Below are 23,095 nucleotides of genomic sequence, written 5' to 3' on the forward strand. Positions count from 1 at the left end.
ATGACGGATCGATTCGGTAACGCGCGGGTGCTGGTGGTGGCGGGTTCCGACTCCGGGGGCGGGGCCGGCATTCAGGCGGACCTGAAGGCGGTGATGGCGCTCGGCGGCTACTGCAGCACGGCGATTACCGCGCTGACGGCGCAGAACACCCGGGGTGTCCAGGATGTGCACACGATCCCGCCCGGTTTTGTGGCTGCTCAGATGCGCTCGGTCCTCGCCGACATCGGTGCCGACTGCGTGAAAACGGGCATGCTCCACGACACTGCGGTCATCGATGCGGTGGCCGCCGAACTCGACGCCCTGGCGCCCGGCGTGCCGCTGGTGGTGGACCCGGTGATGGTCGCCCAGAGTGGCGATCGACTCCTGGCCGAAGCGGCCGCCGAGCGGCTCGGCGATGTGCTGCTGCCACGGGCAACCCTCCTCACCCCCAATCTGCCCGAGGCGGAGGTACTACTCGGCCGATCCGTGCCGGGCACCGAGGCCGGCCTGCGGGAGGCGGCCCGAGCCCTGCGCGGTTTCGGCCCCGGAGCGGTCCTGGTCAAGGGCGGGCATGCGGCCGGTGAAGAGGTTATCGATTGCCTGGCTACGCCGGACGGCGAGATGTGCTTTCGTAGCCGACGGATCGACACGACCTCCAACCATGGCACCGGGTGCACCCTGGCGAGCGCCATCGCTGCCGGGGTCGCCCGGGAGCTGCCTATGGCCGATGCCGTCGCCCGCGCCCGGGACTACCTCCAGGAAGCCCTGCGCACGGCCCGCGGCCTTGGATCCGGGGCGGGGCCGGTGAACCACGCCTTCAATGTGCCCCCTTATTGATTGAGGGGGTGGCGTGATGCGGCAAATTGGCACAGAACGAAAAATGGACTAGACTGGTCCACAATAGAATCGCTCAAAACCGTGAGGGCTGTGCCATGTACGCGAACGCCGATCCGAACACCCTGGTGCAGGTTACCGCCCGTGGTCGCTACGCCGTTGGCGCAGTGCTGCACATCGCGCTCCACGACGAGATCGGCCCGGTCCCGCTGGCCGAGATCTCGGTCTGTCAGAATATCTCCACCTCCTACGTGGATCAGATCTTCGCCGATCTGCGGCCACACGGGATCATCGAGGGCATCCCCGGGCCGGGGGGCGGGTACCGGCTGGCCCGTCCGGCGACTGAGGTGACGGTGGCGGAGATCATCGCGGCGGTGGAGCGGCGCGAGGCCGGAACCCACTACCGCAGCGCGCTTGAGGGTGCGGTCTGGAGCCGGCTGATGGCGGATATTGCCCACTTCATGGAGCGGCTCACCGTGGCCGATCTGGTGGAGCGTCCGGCGGCGCGGGAGTGGCTTGCGCGGCAGTATCGAACCGGTCCGTGGCGGTGCGAGGTGTGCGGCGTGCTCACCGAGCGGGGCCCGAAGCATGCCGGTCATCGGGCGGGACGTTCCCGACGGGCGCGGTAGGACCGCCTCCGCCGGGGGGGGGGTCCCCCGGGGCGGTCAGCCGAAACGCTGCTCGACGTAGGATTCGACGATCTGCTCGAACTCTTCGGCGATGCGCTCCCCTTTGAGGGTCACGGAGCGCTCGCCGTCGATGAAGACTGGGGCCGAGGGCTGCTCGCCGGCGCCCGGCAGGCTGATGCCGATATCGGCGTGGCGGCTCTCGCCGGGGCCATTGACCACGCAACCCATCACCGCGATGCGCAGCCCCTCGACACCGGGGTAGCGTTCGCGCCACTCCGGCATGCGGGCATCGATATGGCTGCGGATGTGCTCGGCGAGACGCTGGAAGAAGTCGCTGGATGTGCGGCCGCAGCCGGGGCAGGCCGTGACCCGCGGCGTGAAATCGCGCAGCCCCATGCTCTGCAACACCTGCTGCGCTACCTCGACCTCGCGGGTTCGGGCGCCTCCGGGATCCGGCGTGAGCGAGACGCGGATGGTGTCGCCGATCCCCTCTTGGAGCAGGATGGCCAGGGCCGCCGAGGAGGCGACTACGCCGGGCACCCCCATGCCGGCCTCGGTCAGGCCCAGGTGGAGGGGGTAATCGCAGCGCCGGGCGAGGTCGCGGTAGACCGCCACCAGATCCTGGACGCCGCTCATCTTGCAGGAGAGCACGATGCGATCACCGGGCAGGCCCAGCTCCTCGGCGCGTTGCGCGCTCTCCACCGCCGAGGTGACCACCGCATCGCGCATGACGGTCTCCGGCGGCAGCGGCTCCGTTCGCGCCGCATTGGCGTCCATCAGCCGGGTGAGGACGCTGTCGTCGAGGCTTCCCCAGTTGACGCCGATCCGCACAGGCAGGTCGTAGGTGCAGGCGATCTCGATCATCTCGGCGAACTGCGGGTCGCGTCGGCTCCCTTTGCCGACGTTGCCGGGGTTGATGCGCATCTTGGCAAGGGCCTCAGCGCACTCCGGGTGGCGGCGCAACAGCTTGTGCCCGTTGAAGTGGAAGTCGCCGACAAGCGGTACCTCGGCCCCCACACGGGCGAGGCGCTCGCGGATGCGCGGCACGGCCGCGGCGGCCTCCTCGTTGTTGATGGTGACCCGCACGAGCTCCGATCCGGCCCGGGCCAGATCGGCGGCCTGGACCGCGGTGCTCACCTCGTCAGCGGTGTCGGTGTCGGTCATCGACTGGACCACGATCGGTCCATCGCCACCGATGCTCAGGTCACCGATGCGGACGGTTCGACTGCGGCGCCGGGGCGCCGGCTCGGCTTCCAGGGGACGGGTTTCTGCATCCATGGCCGGTATTGTAGCCCAATCCGTCGTCGACCCGGAAAACATTCGTCTTTTACGATGCCGAAAGGCCGCGGTGTCCCCGCCGTGGCGACACGAACCTGGGAGGCACCATGATCGAACTCTACAGCTGGCCAACCCCCAACGGACAGAAAGTGCACATCGCCCTCGAGGAGATGGGGCTCGCGTACCGGGTCCACGGTGTGGATATCGGCAAGGGCGAGCAGTTTGCCGAGCAGTTCCAGCGCATCAGCCCGAACGGCCGCATACCGGCGATCGTCGATAGCGAGGGGCCCGGCGGGCAGCCGTTCTCCGTGTTCGAGTCCGGGGCGATCCTCATCTATCTGGCGGAGAAGAGCGGGCAGTTTCTGCCGACGGATCCGGCCGCGCGGATGCGCGTGATCGAGTGGCTGATGTTCCAGATGGGTGGCGTCGGACCGATGTTCGGTCAGGCGGGCCACTTCCGCAACCAGGCGCCGGAGCGGGTGGATTACGGCATCGAGCGCTACACCCAGGAAACGGAGCGCTTGCTCGGGGTTCTGGACCGTCGGTTGGGCGAGGTGCCCTACCTGGGTGGGGTGGCCTACAGCATCGCCGACATGGCGACCTATCCGTGGGTTCAGGTGGCCGAGCGCCTGGGGCAGCGCATGGGCGACTTCCCCAACGCGCTGCGCTGGTCGGATGAGATCGGCGAGCGCCCTGCGGTGGAGCGGGGGATGGCGGTGCTTAGGCAGCAGTAGGCTGGGGCCCCGGGGCGCGGCCCGGGTGGGCCGCGCTAAGGTTGTTTACCCGGGTCCGGGGTGATCCCGTGCTGGATGATCTCCGTGGCTGCTGCCAGGACATCGCTCTCGGGGGTGCCGTCCTCGCTCCAGATCAGGTGGCGTTTGCCCATGAAGAATGCGATCCCGATCAGCGCCAGTGCCTGGGTGTAGGGATCCCCGCGGCGGACTTCGCCGCGGGCCTGTGCTGCCTCGAGGCGCTCGGCGTAGCCTCCTGCCAGGGTCTGGAAGTACCACCGATGCGCTTCCGGATCGACGAACTGCGACTCCATCACGATCCGGTAAAGGTTTTCGTGCTCGCGGCAAAAGCGTAGGAACGCCTCCAGGCCGATGCGCTCAGCTTCGGCACGGTTTGCCGCGCCCTCGATGGCTTCGCTGAGATAGCGGCGCATGGTGCGGTTCATGTGCTCGACCAGCGCGCGGAAGATCTCCTCCTTGGAGCGGTAGTAGAGGTAGAACGTCCCCTGGGCCACCCCGGCGCGCTGGGTGATGCTGCTGATCGATGCGTTGTGAAAGCCCTTCTCGCCGAACTCCACCTCGGCGGCGGCGAGCAGGTTGCGGCGCGTGCGCTCGCCGCGCTCCGTGGCCGGCCCCACCCCCTGGGTCAAACCGGGTCTGGTCTTCTCCATGGCCATCCCGCAATTGGCTGGTTAACCTGCTCAAATTAAGTTGGCCGGTTTAACCCTGTCAAATCTGCCGGGAAACGTGGAAGTGAGGAGGTGCCCCCGTGCAAGCCGTCGACCGCCTGCTGCAGATCATGGAGCGCCTGCGGGACCCCGAGCGCGGGTGTCCCTGGGACGTGGAGCAGGATTTCCACTCTATCGCGCCGCATACCGTCGAGGAAGCTTACGAGGTCTTCGATGCGATCGAGCGCGGTGACATGGATGCGCTGCGGGATGAACTCGGTGACCTGCTGCTGCAGGTCGTCTTCCACGCGCGCATGGGCGAGGAAGGCGGGCACTTCGACCTGGAGTCGGTGGCCGAGACGCTCGAGGCGAAGCTCATCCGCCGGCATCCGCATGTCTTTGGGGCTGCGCGGGTGGCTGAACCGGAATCCGTGACCCATCATTGGGAGGCGATCAAGGAGCAGGAACGTGAGCATCGGGGCGAAGGCGACAGCGCCCTCGATGGGGTGGCGACGGCACTGCCGGCCTTGGCTCGGGCCACCAAGCTCCAGCGCCGGGCGGCGCGGGTGGGGTTCGACTGGCCGGACTACCGGGGCGCGGCTGCGAAGATCCGTGAAGAGCTGGCCGAAGCGGAGGCCGAGGTGGACGGGAGCCCCGAGCGTCGCGAGGCCGAGGTCGGCGATCTGCTTTTTGCCGTAGTCAATTTGGCGCGCCATCTCGACGTCGATCCGGAAACGGCCCTGCGTCGCGCCGGTCAGCGTTTCGAGGCGCGCTTTCGTGGCGTGGAGGCGGAGTTCGCCGCGCGTGGTGAAACCCTCGGGGCGCAGTCGATCGATGCCCTGGAGGCGGCTTGGCAGAGGACGAAGGGGAGGGAAGGGGGAACGTGACCGGGTCGGCGGCAGATCCAGGGAGGGAGCGGCGTATGCCGCCGGCAGTGCAGGGGCTTAGCCGGGTCGTCCCGCTCCTGCTCGCCCTCGGGGTCTTCGTCGCCGTTTTGATCCTTGCCGGCGTGCTCGCGCACTGGCTGGAGGAGTATCGCCTGGAGCAGGCGCGCTCGCAGGTGACCGAGGAAGCTTCGGCGCTGCGGGGACGGATTGAGGGGGAGCTGAACGCCTCCGTGTCGCTGGTCACGGGGCTGGGCGTCCTAGTAGGGGCGGATCCCGAGATCGACGGGCGGCGATTCGCCGCGATCGCGCAGCGGATGATGCGCCCCGAGTTTCACATCCGCAATATCACGCTGGCCCCGGACAATGTGATCCGCTACGTCTACCCGCTGGCCAGCAACGTCCGGGCCCTGGGCCTGGATATCAGCGAGCATCCGGCCCAGAGTCCCAGTCTCCAGCGCGTCATGGCCACCAGCGCTCCGGTGGTTGCTGGTCCGACGGAGCTGGTCCAGGGGGGCGAGGCGCTGATCGTGCGCGTTCCAGTCCATGAGGATGATGGGCGCTACTGGGGCGTGGCCAGTGTCCCGCTGGATCTCGACAGCTTCTACCGTGCTGCCGGGTTGCGGGAGATCGAGCAATCCGGTTTGCAGATTGCCCTGCGCGGGCGGGACGGGCTCGGCCGGAAGGGCGGCGTCTTTTTCGGCGAACCGTTTGTCTTCGAGCGGAATCCGGTGCGCATGGATATCACGTTCGGGGCATCCAGCTGGCAGCTGGCGGCCATTCCCGAGGGCGGATGGCAGGCGAAGGCCTCGTTGCCGGCCTGGTGGTGGTGGGGCTGGGCCGGCGGAGGCGTGATGCTGGCCCTGCTAGGCGGTGTGGTGGCTCGCCAGGCCCTGTGGCTGCGCTTTCTCAAGAATCGGCTTGAGGCCATCATGGCCACCATCCCCGATCTGGGGTTCGTGATTGATGATCGTGGGCAGTTCCGGGAGGTTTTCGGCGGGCAGGAGCGGCGCCTTTACCGGGATTTGCGCAACCTGGTCGGGCGGCGGCTGCATCAGGTGCTGCGCTTCGAGCTGGCCGAGAGCTTTCTTGAGAGCATCCAGCAGGCACTGGCCGAGCGGCGGCTGGTGACGCTGGACTACGAACTCGATATGGATGAGGTCGAGGGCGGCGGCGAGCACGGACCGCGCGGGCGCCAGTGGTTCGAGGCGCGGATCTACCCGCTGCCGCCGGGGCTGGAGGCGCGCCCCTCGGTGCTGTGGCTCGCCTACAACGTCACCGAGAGGATGCAGGCGTTGGCTGAGGCCGAGCGGAGCCAAGAGCAGATGCGACATATGGCCCTGCACGACCACCTCACCGGTCTGGCCAACCGGGCGCTGCTGCTCGATCGCCTGGAGAAGGCGCTGGAGTGGGCGCGGCGCAACCGCGAGTCGGTGGCGCTGCTGTTCATCGATCTGAACCACTTTAAGCCGATCAATGACGAGCACGGCCACGAGGTCGGAGACCGGGTCCTCCAAGAGTTGGCCACGCGCCTGACCGGTGCTGTGCGGGAGGTGGACACGGTGGCCCGCCACGGTGGCGACGAGTTCGTCATCCTGCTCGAGGGCGTGGACAGCCGGCGCGCCGCCGAGCGGGTGGCCGACAACATCGTCGCCAGCCTCGACGAGCCGGTGACCGTCAACGGCTTGGCTTTCCCGGTCTCGCTGAGCATTGGCATTGCCCTGTATCCCGAGCACGGAAGCTCGGCGGACGAGCTCCAGCGCGTCGCCGATGACGCCATGTACGCCGCTAAGGCCGATCGCTCGTGCAGTACCTACGCCTTCGGGGCGCCCCTGGCCGGACCGTATACAGCGGACTAGCGCAGCAGGAGCACCGCGGCGACCGAGCGGTCCTCGCCGAGGAGGAGGTTGAATGTCCTGCAGGCGGCGCGGGTATCCATGGCTTCAAAACCGATCCCGGAGCCGATCAGCGCCCGCATCAGCTCGCGATCGGGGAAGGACTGCTCACTTCCGGTGCCGAGCAGGATCAGCTCCGGTTCCAGGTCGATGGCCGGCTGCAGGTCGGCGAGGGTGAGTTCCTCCAGGCGCTCGGCGCGGATATCCGTGCTCAGCAAGGTCGGTGTCACCAGGACGCTGGTCTGGTACTCGGTCTGATTGATGCGGATCCAGCCCGGTTCGAAGGCGCGGATCCGGTAACCGGCATTGCCGTGATCTTGGGCGAGTTTCATGGGCTCAAGCCTCGATCTCGTTTGACAGTCCTGCCCCGGGTGAGTACGTTCACAGGCTTCATTGCCCCCGGTCCCTACACTGCATTCCTTGAGGTTCGCCCGTGGACTCCGATCTGCCGAAAGCCGACTTCCCTCGGATCAAGCGGCTGCCTCCGTACGTCTTCAACATCGTCAACGAACTCAAGGCGGCCGCACGCCAGCGGGGCGAGGATATCGTGGATTTCGGGATGGGCAATCCCGACCAGCCGACGCCCCAGCATATCGTGGACAAGCTCTGCGAGGCTGCCCAGCGACCCGACACGCACCGGTATTCGATGTCGCGGGGGATCCCGCGACTGCGTCGGGCGGTGGCTAACTGGTACGCCCAGAACTTCGATGTGCACCTCGACCCGGAGAGCGAGGCCATTGTCACCATCGGCTCCAAAGAAGGCCTGGCCCACCTGGCCCTGGCCACTCTGGGGCCGGGGGACGCCGTGCTGGTGCCCAACCCCGCCTACCCGATCCACCCCTACGGCGTCGTGATCGCCGGAGCGGATATCCGCCACGTGCCCATGATCCCGGGCGGGGACTTCTTCGTGGAGCTCGAGAAGGCGATCCGGGATACCTACCCCAAGCCCAAGATGCTCATCCTCAACTTCCCGTCGAACCCGACGGCGCAGTGTGTCGAGCTGGACTTCTTCGAGAAAGTGGTCGAGATCGCCCGCAAGGAGGGCATCTGGGTCGTGCAGGATCTGGCCTACGCCGAGATCGTCTTCGACGGCTACAAGGCCCCGTCGATCCTGCAGGTGCCGGGTGCCAAGGACGTGGCGGTGGAGTGTTACTCCCTGTCCAAGACTTACAATATGCCCGGCTGGCGGATCGGGTTCGTCTGCGGGAATCCGGACTTGATCGCCGCCCTGGCACGGATGAAGTCGTACCTGGATTACGGTATGTTCACGCCCATCCAGGTCGCCGGCATCCTGGCGCTGGAGGGGCCGCAAGACTGCGTCGAGGAGATCCGCGAGATGTACCGGGCCCGGCGCGATGTCCTCTGTGATGGGCTGGAGGCGGCCGGATGGCCCGTGGAAAGGCCGAAGGCGACCATGTTTGTCTGGGCCCGTATCCCCGAGGCGTATCGGGAGATGGGCTCGCTGGAGTTCTCGAAGAAGCTGCTGGCCGATGCCAAGGTGGCGGTCTCCCCAGGGATCGGCTTCGGCAGTTACGGCGATGAGTATGTCCGTTTCTCGTTGATCGAGAACGAACACCGCACGCGTCAGGCGATTCGCGGCATCAAACAGATGCTGCGGCGTGATGATGCTTGCTGAGCCCGCGCCCTGCGCGGCGGGCTGGAACCGCTCAGATTCGGAGGTGAGGATTGAAACCGGTTAATGTGGGGATGCTCGGCCTCGGTACCGTGGGTTCGGGGGTGGTCAATATCCTCGAGCGCAATGCCGATGTGATCAGCCGGCGCGCCGGGCGCGAGATCCGCGTTACCCACGCCTCGGCGCGCCATCCGGAGCGCCCGCGCAGCTGCCGCCTGGAGGGGATCCGCCTGACCACCGATCCGTTCGAGGTGGTCGACGACCCGGAAGTGGAGATCATCGCCGAGCTGATCGGCGGCTACGAGCCGGCCCGGGAGCTGGTGCTGCGTGCGTTGGACAACGGCAAGCACGTTATTACCGCCAATAAGGCGCTGATCGCCTCCCACGGCAACGAGATCTTCGCCCGGGCGCGGGAGAACGGTGTTACGGTGGCCTTCGAGGCAGCGGTGGCCGGCGGCATCCCGATCATCAAGGCCGTGCGCGAGGCGCTGACCGGTAACCGCATCGAGTGGCTCGCGGGGATCATCAACGGGACCTCGAACTACATCCTCACCGAGATGTTCTACGAGGGCCGGGATTTCGGAGACGTCCTCGCCGAGGCGCAGCGCCTGGGCTACGCCGAGGCGGACCCGAGCTTCGATGTCGACGGCACCGACGCCGCCCACAAGCTGACCATCCTGGCCTCCATCGCCTTCGGCATCCCGCTGCAGTACGACAAGGTCTATGTCGAGGGCATCGATCATATCACGCGCGAGGACGTGGCCTTCGCCGAGGAGCTGGGTTTCCGGATTAAGCACCTGGGCCTGGCCTTCCATGAGGAGAACGGCTACGCGCTGCGCGTGCACCCGACGCTTCTGCCGCGACGGCACATGCTGGCCAACGTCGACGGCGTCATGAACGCCGTCATGGTCAAGGGCGACGCCGTCGGGCCGACGCTCTACTACGGCGCCGGTGCCGGCGCCGAGCCGACCGCCTCGGCGGTGGTGGCCGATATGATCGACGTGGTGCGCGAGTTCAACCTGGAGCCCGAGAACCGGGTGCCTTATCTGGCGTTCCATACCGAGTCCCTCTCGCGGGAGCCGGTGCTGCCCATGCGCGACGTCGAGACGGCCTACTACCTACGGCTCTCGGCGCGGGACGAGCCCGGCGTGCTGGCCGACGTCACCCGCGTGCTCGGGGATTTCGGGATCTCCATCGAGGCCATCATCCAGAAACAGCCGCAGGCCGGGGCCGATCACGTCCCGATCATCCTGCTGACCCACCGTATCCATGAGCGTCACATGGACGCGGCCATCGAACGCCTGGAGCACCTGGAGCAGGTCGATGGACGCGTCGTGCGCATCCGTGTCGAGAGCCTGGAGTGAGAGCATGCCCTTTCGACCCCGCTACACTGGACTGATCGCCAAGTATCTGGATCGGCTGCCGATCAGCGATGATGCCCGGATTCTCGGGCTGGGCGAGGGCAATACGCCGCTGATCCAGCTGACGCGGATCCCGGCGGAGCTCGGCCGCGACGTGGACCTCTACGTCAAGTTCGAGGGCCTGAACCCCACCGGCTCGTTCAAGGACCGCGGCATGACCATGGCGGTCACGAAGGCGGTCGAGCAGGGGGCCAAGGCGATCATTTGCGCCTCGACCGGCAACACCTCGGCCTCGGCCGCGGCCTATGCGGCCCGCGCCGGGATCAGCTGTTTCGTGCTTATTCCCGATGGCAAGATCGCCATGGGTAAGCTGGCCCAGGCGATCATGCACGGTGCGCAGGTGCTGCAGATCCGCGGCAATTTCGACGCCGGCATGCGCCTGGTCAAGGAGCTGGCCGAGCACGCGCCGCTGACCATCGTCAACTCCATCAACCCGTATCGGCTGCAGGGTCAGAAGACGGCGGCCTTCGAAGTGATCGAGGAGCTTGAACGCGCCCCGGACTACCACTGCCTGCCCGTGGGCAACGCCGGCAACATCACGGCCCACTGGATCGGCTACAGCGAGTGCGCCGGACGCAAGGGTGACGAGCAGCTGACCGCTGCCTGCGCCTTCTGCGAGGGGCATTGTCGTTACGCGTCCGCACTGGTGGATCGGCGCCCGCGCATGGTCGGCTACCAGGCGAGCGGCAGCGCACCTTTCCTGCGGGGCGGGCCAGTGGCTGAGCCCGAAACCGTGGCGACGGCCATCCGCATCGGCGATCCGCAGTCGTGGGATTACGCCCAGGCCGTTCGCGAGGAGTCCGGTGGGTGGTTCGATGAACTCAGTGACGAGGAGATCCTCCGGGCGCAGCGGATGCTCGCCGATCATGAGGGTGTGTTCTGCGAGCCGGCCTCGGCGACCTCGGTGGCGGGGGCCATGCGCGATATCCGCAGCGGCCGCATCCCCGAGGGCAGCACGGTGGTCTGTACCCTGACCGGGCATGGCCTCAAGGACCCGGATGTGGCCAGCGCCCAGGCCGGGGATGCGGTGCAGACCGTGGATGCCGACTATGAGGCCGTCCGCGAGGCCATTCTGAAGCGGCTTTGAACGCCCACCGTTTACGCCTGCGGATTCCGGGGCTGCTCGGGCCGCTTCCCGGGCGGCTGCCTCCCGGGGTGCTGGCACGCCAGCCGGCGCTGGAGACCTGGCTGGCCCGGGGCCGGCACGGCCCCTTGACGCCGTCGCCGGTGCCCGAGGCGGCCGGTGCCCTGGGATGGCTGGCCGACGGCGGGGATCCGGGCTGTGAGGCTTACTGGAGCCGTGCGCAGCCATTGCACCTGCGCCCGGAGGCAGCGGGTGTGCGCCTGGTGCAGGTCGCGATCAACGAGTTCGAGGCCGCGCGGCTGGAGACCGATCTGGCCGATCTGCTGGCCGGACGGCGCGTGCAGCTGCACCGGACATCCGCCGGGCGTTGGTACTTGCAGAGCCAGGCGCCGCTGCCGGAACGTCCCGCACCGGAACAAGTCTGCGGCCGTTTCATCGACGCCTACCTGCCGCGGGGAGGCGACGCCCTGAGGTGGGCGACGCTCTTCAACGAAGTCGAGATGGCCTTGTGTGACCACCCGGTCAACCGCGATCGGGAAGAGCGCGGCGAGCCGCCCATCAACGCCCTGTGGGCGTGGGGTAGCGGGCGGTGCCCTACGCCCCCGGCGTCGTTTCCCTGGCAGCGCCTGTTCAGCGACGATCCGGCCTGGCTGGGGCTCGGGGTGCTGGCTGGGGCCGAGGTGGCGGATCTGGCTGGATCGACGCCCATCCTCCCGGGGCCGGATACGCTGGTCGCGGTCCCTTGGGCGGAGCAGGCGCTGGCCGTGGATGATGGGGCGGCGTGGATCGACGCCGTGGCGGCGGTTGAGCGCGCGATCGCCGCGCCGGCGCTGGTGGCGCTGCGCGAGGCCGCTGCGCAGGGGTCGCGCTGGGATGCGCTGGAACTGTGTTTTGGGGCCGATGACCACGGTGTCACTTTGGGACGGCGGGAGCTGCGTCGGTTCTGGCGCCGGCCCCGGCCCCTCGGCGCCTGGGTCCGGGAGGGCGGCGAGGATGCCTGAGCGCATCCGGCGGCGTCCGGCGGGTGCACTTCCGGACGGCGTTGCGCAGGACCTGCACCCGGTCCTGCGGCGGGTCTATCAGCGCCGCGGCCTACGCGATGCCGCGGAGCTGGATCTGAGCCTGCGGCGGCTGCAACCGCCGACCGGCATGGCCGATCTGGACCGTGCGGTGGCTGCGCTGGTTCCGGCCCTGAGCCGGGGCCAGCGCATCGTGGTCGTCGGCGATTACGATGCCGACGGGGCGACAGCGACCGCGCTCATGGTCCTTGCGCTCCGACGTCTCGCTGCGGCGGCTGGCGGTGATCCGACGGCCGTCCAGTCTTTCGTTCCGGATCGGTTCTCGCTGGGCTACGGCTTGAGCGCGGCCGTCGTCGAACGGCTGCGCCCCACGGAGCCGGCCTGGCTGGTGACGGTGGATAACGGCGTCAGCAGTCTGGAGGGGGTCGCTGCGGCACACCAGGCGGGCATGGGCGTGGTGGTGACTGATCACCACGCGCCCGGCGCAGCGTTGCCGGCCGCCGAGGCGGTTGTGGATCCGCTACGCGATGACGACCACTTCCCGAGTACGGCCCTGGCCGGGGTGGGCGTGGCTTTCTACCTGGCTCTGGCGCTGCAGCGTGGCCTTGCGGCGGACGGGTGGCTCCGCGAGGAACCGGTCTCGCTGCTGGGGCTGCTGGATCTGGTCGCCGTGGGGACCGTGGCAGACCTGGTTCCGTTAGATCACAACAACCGCATCCTCGTCGAGCAGGGACTGCGCCGGATCCGCGCCGGTGTTGCCCGTCCCGGCATCGTCGCGCTGCTGGAGCAGGCCGGCCGCGAGCCTGCCGAGGCGACGGCGGCCGATCTGGCTTTCGCCGTCGGGCCGCGCCTGAATGCAGCCGGGCGCATGGACGACATGACCGCCGGGGTCGAGTGCCTGCTCGAGGAAGATCCGCATCGAGCCCGGGAGCGGGCGGTCGCGCTGGATGACCTGAATCGTCAGCGCCGCGCGGTGGAGTCGCAGATGACTGAGGAGGCACTGGCCGGGCTCGAGGCCCGCGCCGAGGATGTAGGCCTCGGCGTGTGCGTGGCGGCGGAGGGCTGGCACCAGGGGGTGACCGGGATCCTCGCTTCGAGGTTGAAAGAGCGCTATCACCGCCCGGCGGTGGCTTTCGCTCCGGCAGACCAGGGGATGCTGCGCGGCTCAGCGCGCTCGGTGCCCGGGCTGCATATCCGCGACCTATTGGCGCGCATCCACGGGCGTTCGCCAAAGCTGATCGAGTGTTTCGGCGGGCACGCGATGGCCGCTGGACTCACCATCGAATCCGGGCAGCTGGATGCGTTCCGCCGCGAGTTCGCCGGTGCGCTGGATGAGGCGCTGGGTGGTGAGTTGCCCGAGCTGCGTGTGGAGACCGACGGCGAGTTGCAACCGGAGGAGCTCAACCTGGAGACGGCCTGGGCCCTGCGCTACGGCGGTCCCTGGGGCCAGGGGTTCCCCGAGCCGTGCTTTGACGGCGTTTTCCGGATCCGTCAGAGCCGGGAACTGCGCGGTGGCCACCTGCGGCTGGAGCTGGATGCTGACCATGGCAATGGGCCCACTGTCCCGGCCATCGCCTTCGGTGGGGTCGAACGGGGTTGGAACCAACTGGAGGGTCCGGTTCGCGCGATCTACCGCCCGGAGGTCAACCGGTTTCGTGGCAGTGTCACCCTGCAGCTGCGCATCGAGTACCTAACCACCTCAGGTTGACCGGGAGGCGGGCCGTCCGGCCGCCTCCCGGCTCCGGTCTCAGTCTTCTTCCCGGGCCTCCGCGGTGAGGACCTCGTCGCCCGCTTCGCGCAGGAGCTGCGCAAAATCGGCGATGATCGCTGCGCTGGCATTGAGCAGGGCGTCCGGCAGCTCATCCGCGTCAACATCCGCGTAACGCTCCACCGGCTCCTTGCCGTGGGCCTTGCGGCGCTCATTGTGAAGCTCCAGCAACCGCTCCTCGCGTACCTTCTGCTCCTCCTGCCGGGTGGCCTTGTTCAGGGCGACCGAGGTGTCCTCCCGTATCTCGCGCTTGGCCTCAAGCTCCCGCTCCAGGGCGCGGAAGGTCTCGGTCTGATCCATCCGTGTCTGGTGGCGACGGGCCAGTTCGTCGATGATTGTCTCGAGTTCGAAATGCACCGTGACATCGAGCCCGGTGATCTCCGTTGCCGGCAGCGGGTTCCGGGTGGCGCGCTCGCCGAACTCCTCGTGGCTGAACTCCGAGGGCAGGTGGATATCCGGTTTGACGCCCTCGAGCTGCGTGCTCTCGCCGGTGACCCGGTAAAACTGGGCCAGAGTCAGCTTGAGCTGCCCGGAACGCTCCTCGCCGGGGATGGCGTAATTGTCCAGGCCGATCATCTGCTGCACCGTGCCCTTGCCGAAGGTCTGGTCGCCGAGGACGATGCCCCGTCCGTAGTCTTTAATGGCCGCGGCGAAGATCTCGGAAGCCGATGCGCTGCGTCGATCGACCAGCACCCCCAGGGGCCCATCGTAGGCCGGCTCGCCCCTGGATTCGCCAACCTGCTCGGGGTGGCCGCGGGCGTCGCGAACCTGCACTGCCGGTCCGCCGCCGGTGAACATGGCGGTGAGGGCGGTGGCCTCGCGCAGGGCCCCCCCGGAGTTTCCGCGCAGGTCGATCAGCAGGCCGTCGATCCCCTCCTCGAGCAACTCCCCAAGCAGGCGCTGGACGTCACGCGTGGTGCTGCGGAAATCGTCCTGCCCGGAGTGCGCGGCCTCGAAGTCCCGGTAGAACTTCGGGATGGTGATCACGCCGACCCGCTGCTCCTCGCCCTGAGCGTCGGTCTTCTCGATGACCTCCTTGCGGGCGGCCTGGTCTTCCAGATCGACCTTGTTGCGGACCAGCCGCACCTCGCGCGGTGAACTCTCACTGGCCCCGGCTGGCGGCAGGACGTTGAGCCGGACCACTGACTCCTTGGGGCCGCGGATCATGTCCACGATCTCATCGAGCCGCCAGCCGACCACGTCCTTCATCTCGCCGTCGTCGCCGTCAGCGACGCCGATGATGCGCTCGCCCTCGCGCAGCTCACCGGACTGCTCGGCCGGACCGCCGGGGATGAGTTCGACGATCTCGGTGAAGTCCTGGTCCATGGTCAGCTTGGCGCCGATCCCCTCGAGCTGCAGCGACATCTGCATGTCGAATTCCTCCGAGCGCTGGGGCGAGAGGAATGTGCTGTGGGGGTCGTAGGCGCCTGCCCAGGCGCTCAGGAACTGGTCCATGATGTCTTCGTTGTCGGCATCCACGGCACGGTCACGAAGGGTGTTGTAGCGCCGCTCGAGGTTCTCGCGGATCTCCTCGGTTCTGCGCTCGGCCAGCTCCAGGGTCAGGGCATCATGCGTGACCCGCTGGCGCCAGAGGTCGTCGAGGGCGTCGCGATCGGCCGCCCAGTCGGCCTCGCTGCGGTCCTGCTCGAAGCGGCCGTCGCCGTCGAAGTCGAACCCCTCCTCGAGAAGCCCGAGGGCGAATTGGGTCTGCTCCGCGACGCGCTCACGGTAGCGGGCGTGCAAATCGTAGGCCGCCTCGAGGATCGCGTCCCCCTGACCGGGGCCGAGTTCGCCCATGCGCTCGCGGAACGCCTCGACGTCCTCCTCGAGGAGGAAGAAGCGGCCGTGGTCGAGCTGCTTCAGGTAGGTCTCGGTGGCCTGCTCCATGAGCTTCTCGTCGGACTCGGGACCGCCGTAGTGGTAGCGCTGGAGCAGATCGGCAACCACGCGTGCCTTTTCGAACTCGGTCTGGCCGGGCACCACGCCGTTCTCGCCGGCAGCTGCCGTCGGTATACCCGGTGATCCCGGCAGCGGAGCCGTGGAGAACAGGGCCAGGCCGAGTGCCAGCACAGGGGTCAACAACAGGTGACTTCGGGCCAAAATACGCCTCCAATCCAAGTATTCGGTTGCCGCGAGGCTTGTTACCTCACTTTAGCTCATCGCCCCCAGGCTTTTGGAAGCGACCTCGTATACGTCTTTCGACAGCGTATCGCGCTCAAGGATCCGTTCGAGTTGCTGGCGCATCGAGCGACGCCGGCCGGGGTCGTAGCGGCGCCACTGTGTCAGCGGTGCCAGCAGCCGGGCGGCGAGCTGCGGATTGCTCCGGTCCAGGCGCAGCACGTGATCGCTGAGCAGCCGGTATCCGCTGCCGTCCGAGCTGTGAAAGTGGGCCGGGTTGCCCTGGGCGAACGCACCGAGTAGGGCCCGGGCTCGATTGGGGTTTTCCAGGGTGAAGTCCGGGTGCTCGGTGAGCTGGCGCACCCGGTGGACGGTCTCCGGTCGATCGGCCAGGGCCTGCGTCCGGAACCACTTGTCGACCACCAACGGTTCCCCGGACCAGCGCTCGTAGAAAGCGTCCACCGCCTGCTCGGCCTCCGGGCGCGAGCTGTCCGCCAGTACAGCCAGGGCAGCCAGCCGGTCCGTGAGGTTGTCGCTGCGCTCGAGCTGTTCCAGCGCCCGGCTCAGGTGGCGCTCCGAGCCGGCGTGGAGATAGCTCAAGGCCAGGTTGCGCAGTCGGCGCCGGGCGGCTTCGTCCGGGTTGTAGCGCCAGGGGCCTGTCGCCTGGCTGTGCAGGATCAGCCAGTGCCCCTCCAGCGCCTCGCCCAGGCGGGCACGGACGCGCTGGCGGGCGTCGTGGATGGCCTGCGGGTCGACCACCTCCACCTGCTCGGCGAGGTAGTTCTCGGCGGGCAGGGTGAGTGCCTCGGCAACCAGCGCGGGGTCGGCTTCGGGCGCCTCGAGGGAGGTGCGGAATGCCTGCTCGAGCCGCTCCACCCCGTCGGGCCGCGGAGTGCCCCGCGCCTCGTCGAGGAGAACGCGCATGGCCAGCTGTTGCCCCGCTTCCCAGCGCGCGAATGGGTCGGTGTCATGGGCGAGCAGGAAGCCGAGGTCGTCGTCGCTGTACGGGTAGTGCAGCTTGACCGGCGCTGAGAAGCCGCGCAGCAGCGAGGGCACGGGGCGCTCTGGGCAGTCCTCGAAAACGAAGCGCTGTTCGGACTCGCGCAGTTCGAGTACGCGGGTGCGACTGTGTGCGGTGGAGTCCCGGGCCTCGCGGACCGCTAGCGGCGAACCGTCCTGGCCGATTAGCCCCACGGCCAGCGGGATGTGCATGGGATCCCGGTGCGGCTGGGTCGAGTTGCCGGGCAGGGATTGACGGCAGATCAGGGTGTACTCGTTCCGCTCCGGGTCGTAGTCGTCCTCGATCTCGATCTCAGGGGTGCCGGCCTGGGTATACCACAGGGCGAACTGCTGGAGATCGACCCCGGCGGTTTCCTCCATGGCGGCGAGGAAATCCTCGATGGTGGCGGCCTCACCGTCGTGGCGTTCCAGGTAGCGCCGCACGCCGCGCCGGAAGGCGTCGTCGCCGAGCAGCGTGTGGTACATGCGGATGACCTCGGCACCCTTGGCGTAGACGGTGGCCGTGTAAAAGTTGTTGATCTCCACGTAGGCATCCGGGCGGACCGGGTGGCTCATGGGCCCGGCGTCCTCCGGGAACTGGGCGGTACGAAGCAGGCGCACCTGACCAATGCGCTGGACCGCCTCGGAGCCGGTGGTCTCGGCAAACTGGTGCTCGCGGAAGACGGTCAGCCCCTCCTTGAGCGAGAGCTGGAACCAGTCGCGACAGGTGACGCGGTTGCCCGTCCAGTTGTGGAAGTACTCGTGGCCGATGACCGCCTCGATGTTCTCGTAGTCGCTGTCGGTGGCGGTGTCGGGGCTGGCCAGGACGAACTGGGTGTTGAAGATGTTCAACCCCTTGTTCTCCATCGCGCCCATGTTGAAGTCCCCCACGGCGACGACCATGTAGGTATCCAGGTCGTACTCTAGGCCGTAGTGTTCCTCGTCCCAGCGCATGGCTCGCTGCAGCGCAGCTAGAGCGTGATCGGTACGCCCCGTGTTCTCTGGCTCCACATAGAAATGGAGGGCTACCTCGCGGCCCGAGGCGGTTACGAAGGACGCTTCCTGACAGGCCAAGTCGCCGGCAACCAACGCGAACAGGTAGGACGGCTTGGGGAAGGGGTCGTGCCAGATGGCGTAGTGGCGCCCGTCGTCAAGTTCTCCCCGTTCGATGCAGTCGCCGTTGGACAGCAGCACCGGGCAGGTGGCGCGGTCGGCGACCACGGTGGTGGTGAACGGCGCCAGGACGTCGGGGCGATCCGGGTAGGGCGTGATGCGCCGGAACCCCTCCGCCTCACACTGAGTGCAGAACATGCTGCCGGAGCGGTAAAGGCCGGAGAGGGCGGTGTTCGCCGCGGGATCGAACCGGCTGACGGTCTCCACGCGGCAGCGCTCGGGGGCATCATAGAGGATCACCGCCCCCTGCTCATCCTGGTGCGCGCTGGGCTCCAGTTCGACCCCGTCGACGGTCAGCGCTTCCAGCTCCAGGAACTCTGCGTCCAGGCGCAGCGGCGCCTCATCGTCGGTGGCCGCAGGGTTGCGGCGCAGCTCCAGCGCCGCCTCCACGCGGGCCATGCCAGCATGGAGGTCCACGCGGAGGTGGATCCGGTCGACCAGAAAGGCGGGCGGACGATAGTCGCGCAGGCGGATGGTCTGCGGTCGGGGTGCACTCATGGGGACGCTCGTGTTGAATATAGCGAGGTGATCGGTGTGGAATAAGCAGCTTACCTGATCAGGGCACTCCGGGCACACGGGTGACCCAACGCGGGAGGCTGAATGTACGCAAGTTTCGGGGGGATCGGGGGCGGCGGCCCGGAGACGGGGCTGGAGCTGATCCGGTACGCGGGCAGCGACGGGGCATCGGATGCCGTGTTCCCGCCGCTGCTGTTCATCCACGGCGCCTTCGCCGGTGCCTGGTGCTGGGAGGTCCACTACCTGCCGCACTTCGCCGGCCTGGGCTACGAGGCTCACGCGCTGAGCCTCCGCGGCCACGGGGCGAGCGCAGGCCGGGAGACGCTCAACTCGGCCTCCCTGAGCCACTACGTCGAGGACGTGGCCGAAGCCGTCGAGTCGCTGCCACATCCGCCGGTGCTCATCGGTCACTCCATGGGCGGTTTGGTGGTGGATATCGCCCTGCGCCAGGGCGTACCGGCCGCCGGCGCTGTGCTGTTGGCCTCGGTGCCCCCGACCGGGCTCGCCCCCTCCGGCATGCAGATGATGCTGACCGAGCCGCGGCTGCTCTGGCAGATGGGCATTCTTCAGGGGTTCGGACCGGCCTGGGTCGATGTGGATGAGGCCCATCGGGCCCTGTTTGCGGAAGAGATGGATCCGGAGGTGCTGCTCGATTACACCAGCCGCATGCAGCCGGAGTCGCAGCTGGCCCTGTTTGAGATGGGTTTCCCGCGCTGGCCGCGATGGGGCGGCGTGTCCGTGCCGGTGGCGGTGATCGGGGCCGAGGAGGATGTCATCATCCCGCAGTGGATGGTGCGCACGACGGCGTGGCTCTATGGCGTGGAGCCACGCTGGATCCCCGGCGCCGGCCACGCCACCATGCTTGAGCCCAGTTGGCGCCGCGGCGCGGACTGCCTGGAACGGGCGCTGGCCGATCTGGTCCGGACGGGGGCGGGTCGGTCCTGAAGGTTTTCCGGCAACAAAGCAGGGAATTCGTGGTACCGCTTTGCGCCTCGTTAGGCTAGACTGATCGAGATAGTCCAACCCGAGGGGCGCCACTGAGAACGTCGGCTGGCGCACCGGCACCCGTCCAGGGGATGCTCGACGGGCTATTGAGCGGCCCTGCTACCGGGCGCATCAAGCATAGAGACTAAAAGACCGAGGAGTAGCCGATCATGAAACGCATTGTTCTGGCGGCGGGTACCGCGACCGCGCTGATCTTCGGCGGCATGGGGGCGGCCCTTGCCGACGGCGAATCCATCTACATCAACGGCACGGCACCGACCTGTTCCTCGTGCCATGACCGCGGGGTGGCCGGCGCACCGGAGCTCAACGCGCCCGAAGACTGGGCCGACCGGCCCTCCTCGGTGGACGAGCTGGTCGAGAGCACGCTCGCGGGCAAGGGCGCCATGCCGGCCTACGACGGGCGTGCCGACCGCGAGGATCTGGTCAAGGCCATCGAGTACATGCTCTCGACCCTTTGATCCTGCGGGGCGGCCGGGTCGCCAGGGCCCGGCCGCCAAAGCGGAACCCCGCGCGAAGCCCAGCCCAACGCTCACGGCTACTCGGCGGGGAACCGCGCCACCTTCTCCAAGGTCTCCCCATTCCGCTCGATGACCAGCGGCAGCCAGGTGCCCGGCGCCTGACGGGACACGATGTGCTGCAGGTCGCGAGGATGCCGGATCTCGGTCTCCGCTGCCTTCACGATGCGGTCGCCGGCGGCCAGCCCGGCCTGATCGGCGGGTGTATCGGGGAAGACTTCGAGGATGGTCACCTTCGAATCGTCCTCCTCCATGGCGATGCCCAGACGCGGCGGATCGGGGGTGGCGCGCTCGGGCTCGAGCGCGAAGACGAAGTCCGCCCGATCGGCGTCCGGGCACGCGGCGGCGGCGTCGAGCGGCAGCAGGATGCGGATCGAGTCGTGGCCGAGATCCCGGAGCTGGTGGGCGATGCCGTCACCGTACTCGGCGTGACCCCTGCCGACGATGCCGACGACCGGGCCGCCGTAGGCCTCTAGGGCGGAGACCATCGACTCGGCCATCGCCCGGTCCCAGAACGTCTGCGCCTCGATGAACCGATCCAGGTCGGCATCGTTCTCGCCGGCGCCGGGGTGATGACGGAAGATACCCTGCAGGCGGTCCCGGTACGCCTCGCTGGCCGCTGCCGGCTGGCCGACGGATTCACGCTCGTCCTCATCCAGATCGTCGAAACCGCGTTCCCGCACGGCGCGCACGGTGTCTCGCTCAACGTTGAGGGCTTCGGCCGGCACGCGGTGCGCGCGGACGAATTCGAACAGTGGCATGTAGAGTTCGGCGTCGTAGCCCCAGACGCGCTGCCATTCGGTCTCCTCGAGGAACGCCTCGCGCGTCAGGTTGCCCGTGCGCCAGTCTTCTAGCGGTTTCTGTTTGCTGCGTGGGAACATCTCGAAGCCAATGGCCCCAAGCTCCCCTCGCCCGTGCAAAGCGGCCAGGGTATGGAGCTGCCAGCGGTGGTGGGCGGCATCGTCGTGGCGCTCGCCGAGCAGGATGAAATCGACGCCCTCGAGGGCATCGAGCACCTCATGGGTGCCGAGGGTGCGTTGGTGACCCGGATCGTACCATTGCCCCGGTTCGGCACAGGGGCTGGTGATGGCGCTGCCGGCAAACAAAAGGCCGGCGAGCAGGGTGGTGCTGCGCAGCAGGGGCGTGGACATGGGGCGATCCTTCCTGTGGCCTCGGCCCCATCTTAGGGCTCCTGGCCTGGGTTGGCGACCGCTGCCGGGCTTCGTCCCCGGCTGGGTGGTTCGGCAGGGCAGCGCTGCTGCGCGTACAATGGGATCCTACCGGATGGTACATCCGGTGCGGTTTCGATGGCGGCCAGGGGTAGGGTATGACCGATTTCAAGGGGATTCCGGTGAGCAGCGGTAGTGTCTTTGAACGCGACGGGGTGCGCACTATCAAGGACGGCGTGAAGCGCCGCGGCGATGGGCAGCAGGCGCCGCGCGCACGCAAGCCGCAGTGGCTCAAGGCGCGTGCTCCCGGCGGCGAGGGCTATCGTCGGGTGCGCGGTATCGTCCACGACCACCACCTGAGCACGGTCTGCGAGGAGTCCCATTGTCCCAATCTGGGCGAGTGCTGGAGCCACGGCACGGCCACCTTTATGGTTCTCGGATCGGTGTGCACGCGCACGTGTCGGTTCTGCTCCGTGGATACCGGCAACCCCAAAGGGCGTCTGGATGACCGGGAGCCGCAGCACTGCGCCGAGTCGGTGCGCCTGATGGGATTGCGCTACGTCGTTCTGACCTCCGTCGACCGTGATGACCTGCGCGATGGCGGAGCGGAGCATTACGCCCAGTGCGTTCGGGCGATCAAGGCGGAGAATCCGGAAACCGCGGTCGAGGCCCTCACGCCGGATTTCCGTGGCGATGAAGAGGCCGTGCGGACGGTGGTCGAGTCCGGGTTGGAAGTCTTCGCTCACAACGTCGAGGTGGTCCGGCGCCTCTCACCGCAGGTGCGCGACCCGCGTGCCGACTATGAGCAGAGCCTGGACGTGCTGCGGGCGGCCAAGCGGTTGCGCCCCGACGTGGTGACCAAGTCGAGCCTGATGGTGGGGCTCGGCGAGACGGATGCCGAGCTCCATGAGGCCTTCGAGGATTTGCGCCGGGCGGAGGTGGACATCGTCACCCTGGGGCAGTATCTGCAGCCGACCCGCAACCACCTTCCGGTGGAGCGGTTCGTGAGCCCGGACGAGTTCGAGGCCCTTCGCCAGGAGGGGCTGAGGCTGGGGTTCCGTGAGGTCGTCGCGGGTCCGCTGGTGCGTTCGAGCTACCGGGCGGACCGCGTGCTCGAGGGCAACAACGTCGGCTTGCCAGCCCCCGGCCCGGACGCTGGTTGACGGTGCCATGCCCGTCGCCCTGTCCGGACCGGCGTGTTGCCCGGAGGCCCTGCGGGCCCGTCTGACCGGGCAGGCCTGGCCTGAGCGCGGGTGGCGCCGATCCCCGGGGCACCCAGTGCCGGCATCGGTGCTGATCGCCCTGCTTGAGCCGCAGCATCAGCCGCGAATCCTGCTGACGCGGCGCGCCGGCGGCCTGCGTGATCACCCGGGGCAGGTGAGCTTCCCGGGGGGGCGCGTCGATCCGGCCGATGCCAGCGCCGAGGCGACCGCCCTGCGCGAGGCGCACGAGGAGGTTGGGCTTGAGCCCGACGCGGTGCGAGTCCTCGGGCGGCTCGGCCGCTACCATACGGGTACCGGGTTCGTGATCCAGCCGGTGGTTGCCGTCATTCGCAGCCCGGTCATCTGGCGGCCGGATCCGGGCGAGGTCGAGTCGGTCTTCGAGCTGCCCCTGGAACGGCTGCTCGAGGGGCGTGTCGACGGCGAGGTCCGGGTGCCCGGCCCCTTCGGACGGATCGAGCGCTTCCCGGCGCTGATTCATCAGGAGCAGCTGATCTGGGGGGCGACAGCAGGTATGCTCTGGCAACTCCGAGAAGCATTACAGGGCATAGGCTAAA

Annotated in this window: 20 protein-coding genes; 14 read left to right on the forward strand and 6 right to left on the reverse strand. The window is 68.1% G+C overall.

Going from position 1 to position 23,095, the window contains the following annotated elements; genetic code table 11:
- Both thiD and LRG07_RS07535 read left to right on the forward strand, forming a co-directional pair.
- On the forward strand, nt 1-816 hold the full coding sequence (gene thiD, locus LRG07_RS07530) for a bifunctional hydroxymethylpyrimidine kinase/phosphomethylpyrimidine kinase (protein ID WP_201167708.1): 816 nt from the start codon (nt 1-3) through the stop codon (nt 814-816).
- 95 nt (nt 817-911) lie between these two features.
- Nucleotides 912-1,442, forward strand: coding sequence for an Rrf2 family transcriptional regulator (locus LRG07_RS07535; RefSeq protein WP_201167705.1), 531 nt, complete (start codon nt 912-914; stop codon nt 1,440-1,442).
- Between the two features lie 36 nt (nt 1,443-1,478).
- On the opposite strand, the gene ispG is transcribed toward LRG07_RS07535, so the two are convergent.
- Nucleotides 1,479-2,720 (reverse strand): flavodoxin-dependent (E)-4-hydroxy-3-methylbut-2-enyl-diphosphate synthase, encoded by a 1,242-nt coding sequence (gene ispG, locus LRG07_RS07540; protein WP_238642080.1) that lies wholly within the window; start codon nt 2,718-2,720, stop codon nt 1,479-1,481.
- A 107-nt stretch (nt 2,721-2,827) separates the two neighbouring features.
- Between ispG and LRG07_RS07545 the strand changes: the two genes are divergently transcribed.
- Entirely contained in the window at nt 2,828-3,454 is a 627-nt protein-coding gene (locus tag LRG07_RS07545) for a glutathione S-transferase N-terminal domain-containing protein (RefSeq protein WP_238642081.1), read from the forward strand.
- 35 nt (nt 3,455-3,489) lie between these two features.
- Here LRG07_RS07545 and LRG07_RS07550 read toward each other — a convergent pair whose 3' ends face one another.
- Nucleotides 3,490-4,122: a TetR/AcrR family transcriptional regulator gene (locus tag LRG07_RS07550; protein ID WP_238635269.1), complete on the reverse strand. Its 633-nt coding sequence runs from the start codon at nt 4,120-4,122 to the stop codon at nt 3,490-3,492.
- A gap of 98 nt (nt 4,123-4,220) precedes the next feature.
- Here LRG07_RS07550 and mazG point away from each other — a divergent pair, with 98 nt between their 5' ends.
- A complete protein-coding gene (gene mazG / locus LRG07_RS07555; RefSeq protein WP_201167694.1) occupies nt 4,221-5,006 on the forward strand; it encodes a nucleoside triphosphate pyrophosphohydrolase in 786 nt (261 codons plus the stop codon).
- A gap of 35 nt (nt 5,007-5,041) precedes the next feature.
- Nucleotides 5,042-6,862, forward strand: a complete 1,821-nt coding sequence (locus LRG07_RS07560; RefSeq protein WP_201243111.1) for a diguanylate cyclase domain-containing protein — start codon at nt 5,042-5,044, stop codon at nt 6,860-6,862.
- On the opposite strand, the gene LRG07_RS07565 is transcribed toward LRG07_RS07560, so the two are convergent.
- Nucleotides 6,859-7,230, reverse strand: coding sequence for an Mth938-like domain-containing protein (locus tag LRG07_RS07565; protein ID WP_201167668.1), 372 nt, complete (start codon nt 7,228-7,230; stop codon nt 6,859-6,861). The genes LRG07_RS07560 and LRG07_RS07565 overlap by 4 nt on opposite strands.
- 101 nt (nt 7,231-7,331) lie before the next feature.
- Between LRG07_RS07565 and alaC the strand changes: the two genes are divergently transcribed.
- The 5 genes from alaC to recJ are packed head-to-tail and all read left to right on the forward strand — an operon-like array spanning nt 7,332 to nt 13,763.
- Entirely contained in the window at nt 7,332-8,534 is a 1,203-nt protein-coding gene (alaC, locus tag LRG07_RS07570; protein WP_238632872.1) for an alanine transaminase, read from the forward strand.
- A gap of 50 nt (nt 8,535-8,584) precedes the next feature.
- Nucleotides 8,585-9,895, forward strand: a complete 1,311-nt coding sequence (locus LRG07_RS07575; RefSeq protein ID WP_201167665.1) for a homoserine dehydrogenase — start codon at nt 8,585-8,587, stop codon at nt 9,893-9,895.
- 4 nt (nt 9,896-9,899) lie between these two features.
- Nucleotides 9,900-11,039 carry a threonine synthase gene (gene thrC, locus LRG07_RS07580; protein WP_201167663.1) on the forward strand — a complete coding sequence of 380 codons (1,140 nt, stop codon included), beginning with the start codon at nt 9,900-9,902 and terminating at the stop codon, nt 11,037-11,039.
- On the forward strand, nt 11,036-12,037 hold the full coding sequence (locus tag LRG07_RS07585) for a hypothetical protein (RefSeq protein WP_238632870.1): 1,002 nt from the start codon (nt 11,036-11,038) through the stop codon (nt 12,035-12,037). The genes thrC and LRG07_RS07585 overlap by 4 nt, the downstream gene beginning before the upstream one ends.
- The gene (recJ, locus tag LRG07_RS07590; RefSeq protein WP_238642082.1) at nt 12,030-13,763 is read left to right on the forward strand and encodes a single-stranded-DNA-specific exonuclease RecJ; all 1,734 of its coding nucleotides are present in this window, start codon (nt 12,030-12,032) and stop codon (nt 13,761-13,763) included. Before LRG07_RS07585 ends, recJ begins: the two co-directional genes overlap by 8 nt.
- 39 nt (nt 13,764-13,802) lie before the next feature.
- Here recJ and LRG07_RS07595 read toward each other — a convergent pair whose 3' ends face one another.
- Both LRG07_RS07595 and pepN read right to left on the reverse strand, forming a co-directional pair.
- Nucleotides 13,803-15,923 (reverse strand): carboxy terminal-processing peptidase, encoded by a 2,121-nt coding sequence (locus LRG07_RS07595; RefSeq protein WP_238642083.1) that lies wholly within the window; start codon nt 15,921-15,923, stop codon nt 13,803-13,805.
- A 51-nt stretch (nt 15,924-15,974) separates the two neighbouring features.
- Entirely contained in the window at nt 15,975-18,611 is a 2,637-nt protein-coding gene (gene pepN, locus LRG07_RS07600) for an aminopeptidase N (RefSeq protein WP_238642084.1), read from the reverse strand.
- Nucleotides 18,612-18,713: 102 nt separating this feature from the next.
- Between pepN and LRG07_RS07605 the strand changes: the two genes are divergently transcribed.
- Both LRG07_RS07605 and LRG07_RS07610 read left to right on the forward strand, forming a co-directional pair.
- The gene (locus LRG07_RS07605) at nt 18,714-19,574 is read left to right on the forward strand and encodes an alpha/beta hydrolase (RefSeq protein ID WP_201167647.1); all 861 of its coding nucleotides are present in this window, start codon (nt 18,714-18,716) and stop codon (nt 19,572-19,574) included.
- Between the two features lie 209 nt (nt 19,575-19,783).
- Complete coding sequence (locus tag LRG07_RS07610) at nt 19,784-20,092, forward strand: cytochrome c5 family protein (protein ID WP_201167644.1); 309 nt, start codon at nt 19,784-19,786, stop codon at nt 20,090-20,092.
- A gap of 77 nt (nt 20,093-20,169) precedes the next feature.
- On the opposite strand, the gene LRG07_RS07615 is transcribed toward LRG07_RS07610, so the two are convergent.
- Entirely contained in the window at nt 20,170-21,300 is a 1,131-nt protein-coding gene (locus LRG07_RS07615; RefSeq protein ID WP_238635250.1) for a ChaN family lipoprotein, read from the reverse strand.
- 176 nt (nt 21,301-21,476) lie between these two features.
- On the opposite strand from LRG07_RS07615, the gene lipA reads away from it, so the two are divergent.
- A complete protein-coding gene (gene lipA, locus LRG07_RS07620) occupies nt 21,477-22,481 on the forward strand; it encodes a lipoyl synthase (protein ID WP_201167630.1) in 1,005 nt (334 codons plus the stop codon).
- A 7-nt stretch (nt 22,482-22,488) separates the two neighbouring features.
- A complete protein-coding gene (locus tag LRG07_RS07625) occupies nt 22,489-23,094 on the forward strand; it encodes a CoA pyrophosphatase (protein WP_201167624.1) in 606 nt (201 codons plus the stop codon).
- Nucleotide 23,095 lies beyond the last annotated feature (1 nt).

Source organism: Halorhodospira sp. 9622, from assembly GCF_022228025.1.
In the GTDB taxonomy this organism is placed as follows: Bacteria; Pseudomonadota; Gammaproteobacteria; order Nitrococcales; family Halorhodospiraceae; genus Halorhodospira; species Halorhodospira halophila_A.